2 protein-coding genes are annotated in these 1,167 nt (G+C 61.3%); both read right to left on the bottom strand.

Translation table 11 applies throughout. The features are described from left to right. Positions 1–193: hypothetical protein (locus tag ABZY20_RS37345; protein ID WP_356448002.1), on the bottom strand; the 193-nt coding region annotated here is incomplete at its 3' end. A 279-nt stretch (positions 194–472) separates the two neighbouring features. Then, on the bottom strand, positions 473–1,167 hold a 695-nt coding region (locus ABZY20_RS37340), incomplete at its 5' end, for a hypothetical protein (RefSeq protein WP_356448000.1).

Here is a 1,167-nt window from a genome sequence, read left to right as displayed (position 1 = left end):
CTAGGCACGCGCTTGGTGTTGCGCCGTTCTGCGCAGCATCGCGCAAGGCTTCTAGCGCGCGGTCAAAGCGGGTGTTCATGGCTAGGCGTTCGTTCGGGTCGTGAACACCGGTATAGATGGTTGCCGGATCGTCTGCGAAATGATCCTCCCCTATCAGACGCGACAGACACTCAGAAGCGGCTTGATGAGGCATTTTCGGTGGACTCCGCCTTTATTGAGAGGTGGGGAAGAATAGCCTCTAAAAGGCTGCTTCTTATAGAACCCCGCTGTCACGACGAGATCTCCGAGCCGACGCCGCTTCGCGGGTCGGCTCAATTCAGGCGTTGACCGATGTCCGCTTCTGGCCGGAAGCGGACGTCGGGTTCTGTGCGCTTTCAAGCAGCCAGGCGCGGCCGCCGATGCATGCCGACGCGGGAGAATGCCTCGTGTAGAGCGCCAGGCAAGCGATGCAAGCCTAGTGGCCCGTTCGGCACTAGCTCTGGGGCACCGGCATTGCGTGGTTACAAACGTTTAGATGGCCGAGCGATGTGGGCGGACCGTTCCATCCGGCGACACCGCCTTGGAGATGGGTGAAAGTATGCGTCGCAGTCGCCAACACGTCGCCACCGGCGAGCGATTGACCAGCCGTGTTCGGAGCCCAGTTGCCGTGTTTCCAGTTCCGATTCTGATGCGCTGTCACTGCCGCGGCGACCGGATGACGGACCGGCGGTGTCTTAGGCCCGTGACCATTGCCCGGACCAAACGAATAGAAGAGGCGCGCATATCCATTCGACGAGCGCAGGAACGGCTGGCTACTCGCGCCCATGTCCGCGCCGTGATGAGGCACGACCATCGCGGCGATGTCGTTCGGCGCGCCCTGGGCGATGAGGTCGTAGCCGGCGTCCCCCGTCAACACCCATGATCTTCTGGAAGTACGGTCGGTCACGATGAGAACGAGCCCGCTGCCGTTTCGCCCCGTTCCCGTCGCGCGCCGCAGATCATAGTCTTGCTGACCGCTAGACCAAGTAAGTGGCGATGTGCCATTTCCGACAACATGGATCTTCCCGCCGGCGTTGAGGATCTCGTTGGCAAAGACGGTGTGCGTCGTCGATATCGTCTGGCGAGGCACTATCCATTTGCAAGCCTGCAATCCTGTATGCCCGGAAGCCCCTGCCCAATGGTCGGTAT

The sequence above is a fragment of the Streptomyces sp. NPDC006624 genome, assembly GCF_040611555.1.
In the GTDB taxonomy this organism is placed as follows: Bacteria; Actinomycetota; Actinomycetes; order Streptomycetales; family Streptomycetaceae; genus Streptomyces.
Note: the sequence above shows the minus strand (reverse complement) of the source record. Positions and strands in the feature narration are given on the sequence as shown.